Raw genomic sequence first — 7,548 nt, forward strand, 5'->3', positions numbered from 1 at the left:
CGAACCGGGCACGCGTGACGGCCACTCCGCCCACCGGCCCGCCGGTCGGTGCGAACTCGCCGGCGGTCGTGCTGCCGACTGCCGCCGCCGGCCCCGGGCTCGTCACGACGAAGTCCGCCTCGGTCAGCGGTACGGGCGCGGTGGGCGACGTGATCTCGTACACGATCACGACGCGAAACTCGGGCAACGTGACCCTGAGCGGCGTCACGATCGACGATCCGCTTCCCGGCATCACTCCGCTGCAGTACACCTGGCCCGGCCCGGAGAACACGCTCGCCCCGGCGCAGACCGTGACGGCGACGACGTCCTACACGATCACCCAGGCCGATGTGGACGCCGGCAGCGTGACGAACACCGCAACCGGGCAGGCGACGGCGCCCAACGGCGCATCGGTCGCGAGCCCGCCCGCGTCGGTCACGTCGCCGACGGTCGGAGCGGCGCCGCGGATCCAGGTCGTGAAGACCGGCTCGCTCCCGGGCGGTGCGGAGGGCGTCGCCGGCGAGACCATCACCTGGACTCTGACGATCACCAACACCGGCAACGTGACCCTCACGGGAGTCGGCGCCACAGACTCGGCACCCGGCGTCAGCGCACTGATCTACGGTCCCTGGCCGGGCGGAACGGCCGGCACGCTCGCCCCGGGTGCTTCGGTCACGGCGACCGCCACCTCCGTGGTGCGGCAGAGCGATGTGAACGCCGGATCCGTCGCGAACACGGCGACGGCGACGGGAACTCCCGCACGCGGTCAGGCCGCGACTGCCATGGGATCGGCCACGGTGCCGCTCGCAGCCGCCCCCGCCCTGACGATCGACAAGGCCGGCGCGTACACGAACGGCACCGGCGCTGTCGGCGACACCATCACGTACACGTACACGGTGCGCAACACCGGCAACGTGACCCTGACCGGCATCACGATCGCCGACCCTCACAACGGGCTGTCGGCCATCAGTTACGGCGCATGGCCGGGCGGCACGGCCGGAACCCTCGATCCGACGCAGACGGTGACCGCGACCGCGACGTATGTCGTGCGTCAGAGCGATGTGAACGCAGGCAGCATCAGCGACACCGCCACCGTGTCCGGGCGGCCCCCGGCGGGCGCTGCGGTGAATGCGACCTCGCAGACGGTCGTGCTCCCGACGGCGGACGCGGCTCCTGCGATCGAGACGAACAAGACCTCGTCCGTCTCGGGCACCGGTGCCGTCGGCGACCTGGTGACCTACACCATCACGGCGCGCAACACCGGCAACGTCACGCTCACCGGCGTCACGATCTCGGACCCGCTCCCCGGGCTCAACGCGCCGGTCTACGGACAGTGGCCGGGCCCCGCCCGCACGCTGCAGCCGGGTCAGACCGTCACGGCCACCGCGACGTACCGCATCACTCAGGCCGACCTCGATGCCGGCAGCATCACCAACACGGCGACGGCGACCGGCAAGCCGCCGACCGGCGCCGACGTGAGCGACCCCGATTCGATCACGACGCCGGTCGCACCGCAGACCCCCGCGTACACGCTCACCAAGACCGGGGCGCTCGCGCCTGGAACGACCGGGCATGAAGGCGACACCGTCAACTTCTCCTTCACCGTGCGCAACACCGGCAACGTCACTCTCAACGCGGTGAGGCTGAGCGATCAGCTCGATGGCATCTCGCAGCTGGCGTACGTCTGGCCCGGTGCCGAGGGCAGGCTGGTGCCCGGTCAGACCATGACCGCGACGGCGACCTACGCGCTCACCCAGGCGGATGTGGATGCCGGAGTCGTCACGAACACGGTGAACGGCACGGCGACGCCTCCCACCGGCGCCGCCGTGACACGCACGGCGGAAGTCGACGTCTCGATCGCCGGCGCACCCTCGATGACGCTCGAGAAGACGGGCACCGTGCTCGGTGCGGGTGAAGCCGGCGACACCATCCGCTTCGGGTTCACGATCGTGAACACCGGAAACGTCACGATCGACGCGATCGCCCTCACCGACAGCATCCCCGGCGTCTCGCCCGATGTCACCTGGCCGGGAGCCGAGGGCGTCCTCTCGCCGGGTCAGCAGGCGACTGCGACTGCCGACTACGAGATCACGCAGGACGACGTCGACGCCGGCAGCGTCGTCAACAGCGCAGCGGCTGAGGGGCGATCGCGGGCCGATCAGCCTGTGAGAGCGGCCGACGAGGTCACGGTGTCGACCGGAACGCAGCGAGCCGAGCTCACCCTCGAGAAGTCCGCGTCGCCCACGACGGGCGTCGCCGTCGGGGATGTCGTGACGTTCACCTTCGATGTGACGAACTCCGGCAACGTGACGATCGACTCGATCGCCCTGGCCGACGAGCTCCCCGGGCTGTCCTCCATCACGTTCGGTCCCTGGCCGAGCGCGACCGGAACCCTCGCACCTCGTGACACCGTGACCGCGACCGCGACCTACACCGTCACGCAGGCCGACGTCGACGCCGGCGGTTTCTCGAACAGTGCCACCCTCACCGGTGAGAGTCGTGGCGGCGTGGATGTATCCGACACCTCTGCCGTCGACATCGCGACGGTGGAGGCCGCGCCCGCCATCACTCTCACGAAGACGACCGGCGCCGACGCGGTGAAGCGCGGCGACACGATCGAGTACGCCTTCAGGGCGACGAACTCGGGCAACACGACCCTGACCGGCGTGAGCATCGCGGATGAACTCGACGGTGTGTCCGCGATCGACTACGGCTCCTGGCCGAGCGGCGAGGCCGGTGTGCTGGCGCCCGGGCAGTCCGTCACGGCTACGGCGCAGTACGTCGTGACGCAGGCGGATGTCGACGCCGGGGTCGTCACGAACCGGGCGACCGCGAGCGGCGCACCGCCCACCGGCCCGGCGGTGACGGGGTCCGACAGCATCGACACGGCCGCCGCGCCCTCCGCGCCCGCCCTCCTGGTCGAGAAGTCCGGCGCCCTCGCGGCCGGATCCACCGGGCGTGCCGGAGACACCGTCGAGTACGGGTTCGTGATCCAGAACACCGGCGATGTCACCATCTCGAATGTCGTGCTCGGCGACCCGCTCCCCGGTATCAGCACCATCCAGATCACCTGGCCGCAGGCCGAGGGCGTGCTCGCCCCCGGACAGCGCGCCACGGGCACGGCGACGTACGCGCTGACGCAGAACGACGTGGACGCGGGGGCGGTCGTCAACACCGCGACGGTGACCGCAACGCCCTCGCGCGGGTCTGAGCTGACCCGGCAGGCCAGCGAGACGGTCGCGATCGCACCCGGAGCCGGACTCTCGGCGGTCAAGAGCGGGGCGCTGCTCGGCGACGGCATCGGCGAGGTCGGCGACGTGATCCAGTACGCGGTCCGTGCGACGAACACCGGAAACGTCACGATCACGGGCGGCCAGCTGATCGACCCGATGCCGGGTCTGTACGACGTCTCGATCACGTGGCCGGGGGCCGACGGACGGCTCGACGTGGGGCAATCCGTGACCGGCCAGGGCAAGCACCGGATCACCCAGGCCGACGTCGATCGCGGCTACGTCGAGAACACCGCCACGGTGGGCGGCCAGACGCCCCAGGGGCAGATTGTCAAGACCGACACGAACACCGTCCGCATCAGCACGGTCCAGCACGCACCGGCGATCGCCGTGGCCAAGTCCGGCACCGCGAGCGGTACCGGCGCGGTCGGCGACACGATCGAGTACTCCTTCGAGATCATCAACTCCGGCAACGTGACACTCACCGGGGTCACGCTGTCGGACCCGCTGCCCGGCGTCGAGCTGTCGTCCATCGCCTGGCCTGCAGCAGACGCGCCAGGGCGACTGGAGCCGGGACAGAAGGCGACCGCGACGGGTGTGCTCGAGATCACTCAGGAGCACCTGGATGCCGGACGCGTCATCAACACGGCCACGGCGACCGGCACACCGCCCGCGGGGGCCGATGTCTCGGGCGCTTCGCCCGAGAACGTGGTCACCACGGCCGCTGGCCGCCCGGCGCTGACCGTGACCAACAGCGGCGCCCTCGCGCCAGGCGCCGCCGGTCGTGCCGGTGACGTCGTCACCTGGACGTACGTGCTGACGAACTCCGGGAACGTGACGCTGAGCGGGGTCGCGCTGAGCGATGCCGTCGCCGGCATCAGCGATCCCGCGTACACGTGGACGACTCCGGTCGGCGTCCTCGCCCCGGGAGACTCGGTCACGGCGACCGCGACCTACGCACTGACCCAGGCCGACGTGGACGCCGGATCGGTGTCGAGCCTCGTGACCGGTTCCGGAAAGCCCGCGGTGGGCGATCGGGTGTCATCGACGGCCCCGGCCACCCTTGCCGTCGCGCCGGACCCCGCGCTCGTCCTGACGAAGACCGCCCGGCCGGCGCCTGCGCCGAGCGTCGGCGACACCATCACGTACGACTTCACGATCGACAACCCCGGCAACGTCACCATCTCGGTCGTGAGGCTGATGGACGAGCTGACCGGTCTCAGCGACCCGGTGTTCGCGTGGCCGGGTGCCCCGCGCATCCTCGCGCCGGGACAGCAGGCCACCGCCACGGCCACCTACGTCGTCACGCAGGCGGACGTCGATCGCGGTGGCGTGGTCAACTCGGCCACTGCCGTGGGCGCGGCGCCCGGTGGAGTCCCCGTGGAGTCCGCCGAGGTCGAGATCACCACGGCGACCGTTGCAGCCGCTCCCGCCATCACCACCCGCAAGTCGACGGTGGGCGAGACCGAGGGACGCGTGGGCGACCGCGTGACCTACCTCATCGAGGTCGAGAACACCGGCAACGTCACGCTGCACGACGTGCAGGTCGCCGACCCGCTTCCGGGTCTCTCCTCGCTGTCGCTGGTGTGGCCGGACGAGGAGGGCGTGATCGCGCCCGGCGAGATTGTCACCGCCCAGGCCACCTACCAGATCACGCAGACCGACGTCGACCGCGGGACGATCGCCAACACCGCAACGGGAACCGGAACGCCGCCGACCGGGCCCGCCGTGTCGGACGACGACGAGCACACGCTGACGACGGCGGCCGCCGCCGCCGATGCCACGGTCGTCAAGGACGGCAGGCTCGCCGCTGGGGCCACAGGTGCGGTCGGCGACGAGGTGCAGTACTCGTTCACGATCCGCAACACCGGGAACGTCACGCTGAACGCGGTCGCCCTCGACGACACGCTCGCCGGCATCTCCGAGATCACGTACACGTGGCCGGGCGTGGCCGGGGTGCTCGCACCAGGACAGGCTGCGACCGCGACCGCGCGCTACGCGCTGACGCAGGTGGACATCGACCACGGATTCGTGGACAACTCCGTGACGCTCGACGCGGCGCCGACCCGCGGCGACCCGATCCAGCGCACGAGCTCGAAGCGAGTGGACATCCCGCGTGTGCCTGGTCTGGTTGCGGTGAAGTCCGGTGAGCTGATCGATGGGGGGATCGGTCAGGTCGGTGATGTGATCCGGTATCGGGTGACGGCGACCAATACGGGCAATGTGACGCTGACCGGTGGTGCGCTCGTCGACCCGATGGAGGGTCTGGAGAACGTTTCGATCGATTGGCCGGATCCCGATGCCGAGGGTGTGCTCGAGGTCGGGCAGTCGGTCACCGGTATCGGGACGTATGCGTTGCGTCAGTCGGACATCGATCGCGGGTACGTCGAGAACACTGCGCACGTGGCTACCGAGTCGCCGGACGGCCAGGAGGTCCGCGCCGACACCAACACGGTCCGCATTTCGACAGTGCAAGCCGCGGGAGCGCTCGCAGTCACGAAGTCCGGCGTGATGAACGGAGACGGCGGTGTGGGATCGCGCGTCGACTATACGTTCCGCGTCACGAACACCGGAAACGTCACGGTCAGCGAGATCGCGCTGAACGATCGGATGCCCGGTCTGAGCGAGCCGGAGATCACCTGGCCGGGCACGGCCGAACAGCTCGCCCCCGGCGACACGGCGATCGCGACCGCGACGTACACCGTCACCCAGGCAGACGTGGATGCCGGGTCGATCGTGAACGCCGCGAACGCGACCGGCGACTCGCGCGGCGGCGCCGTGACGAGCCCGCAGGCGCCGGCCACCGTCTCCACCCAGAACATCCGCGCATCGATCGATGTCACGAAGACCGGTGCTCTCGAAGACGGCGCGACCGGCGCCGCCGGTGACCGCGTGGTGTGGAGCTACACGCTGGAGAACACCAGCAACGTGACGCTGACGGGCGTCACGCTGACCGACGAGCTCTCGGGCGAGGGGATCGAGTACGTCTGGCCCGACGCATCGCGACCCGGTGTGCTGCTGCCCGGCGAGACCGTCACTGCGACCGCGACGTACACGCTGACGCAGGCCGATGTCGACCGCGGCTCGGTGGGCAGCGCGGTCGACGGAGCCGCCGCGCCGCCGCGGGGATCGAACGTCACCGATTCCGCGAATGCCTCTGTGCTTCTCGAGGCGCGTCCGGGGATCCGTGGGGTCAAGACGGGCACCGTGAACGGCGAGGGCGCCGTCGGTGACACGATCGACTACGCGTTCGAGGTCGAGAACACCGGCAATGTCACCCTCACGCTCGTCGATCTCAAGGACGCGCTGGCAGGCGTCAGCGATCCCGTCTTCGCGTGGCCCGGGGAACCCGGTATTCTCGCGCCCGGTCAGAGCGTGACGGCGACAGCCGACTACACGATCACGCAGGCGGATGTCGACCGGGGGACGGTCACCAACATCGCCACGGCGCGGGGCAAGCCCCCCGTCGGAGACATCATCACCTCGAGCACGGACTCCGTCGAGTCGACGGTCGTCGCCGCCGAGCCCGCTCTCGACGTGCGGAAGTCCGCGGCCGTGGACGGCGACGGCGCCGTCGGAGACCGCATCGACTACGTCTTCGAGATCGAGAACACCGGCAACGTCACGCTGACCGGCCTCGTGCTGGACGACCCGCTTGCCGGGCTCTCGACGCCCGTGATCCAGTGGCCCGCAGACCCGGGCGTGCTCGCCCCCGGCCAGACCGCCACCGCCACGGCCCAGTACTCCATCTCCCAGACGGACGTGGATGCCGGCGACGTCATCAACACGGCGTCGGCCTCCGGGCACTCGCGCGCCGGCGAAGTGAGGGACGACTCGGAGACGGTCACCACGCCGACCGAGCCGAGCGCGCCCGCGATCGCGGTGGCGAAGCACGGTGAACTGGAGCCGGGCGGTACCGGTGAGGTGGGCGAGATCGTCACCTATGAGTTCGTCATCGCCAACGACGGCAACCAGACCCTGACCGGTATCGAACTCGACGACCGCATGGTGGGGCTCAGCGATATCGAGTACATCTGGCCTGGCGCCGACGGGGTGCTCGCACCCGGTGGTTCCGCGTCCGCCGTCGCGACCTATGCTCTGACGCAGCAGGACATCGATGCCGGCGCTGTCGCGAACGTCGTGATCGCCACAGGAACCGCACCGGGCGGCGGAGACGTCGCATCCGAGCCGACGCCTGAGACCGTCGAGGTTCCGCGTGTGCCTGGTCTGGTTGCGGTGAAGTCCGGTGAGCTGATCGATGGGGGGATCGGTCAGGTCGGTGATGTGATCCGGTATCGGGTGACGGCGACCAATACGGGCAATGTGACGCTGACCGGTG

At 70.1% G+C, this 7,548-nt stretch carries 1 protein-coding gene; it reads left to right on the top strand.

The genetic code is table 11. The annotated features are described in order from the left end of the window. Window positions 1-14: 14 nt before the first annotated feature. The coding region (locus HWX58_RS15085; protein ID WP_250646171.1) for a CLIPPER-2 domain-containing protein at window positions 15-7,548 on the top strand (7,534 nt) is incomplete at its 3' end.

The organism is Microbacterium tenebrionis, assembly GCF_903645325.1.
Taxonomy (GTDB): Bacteria; Actinomycetota; Actinomycetes; order Actinomycetales; family Microbacteriaceae; genus Microbacterium; species Microbacterium tenebrionis.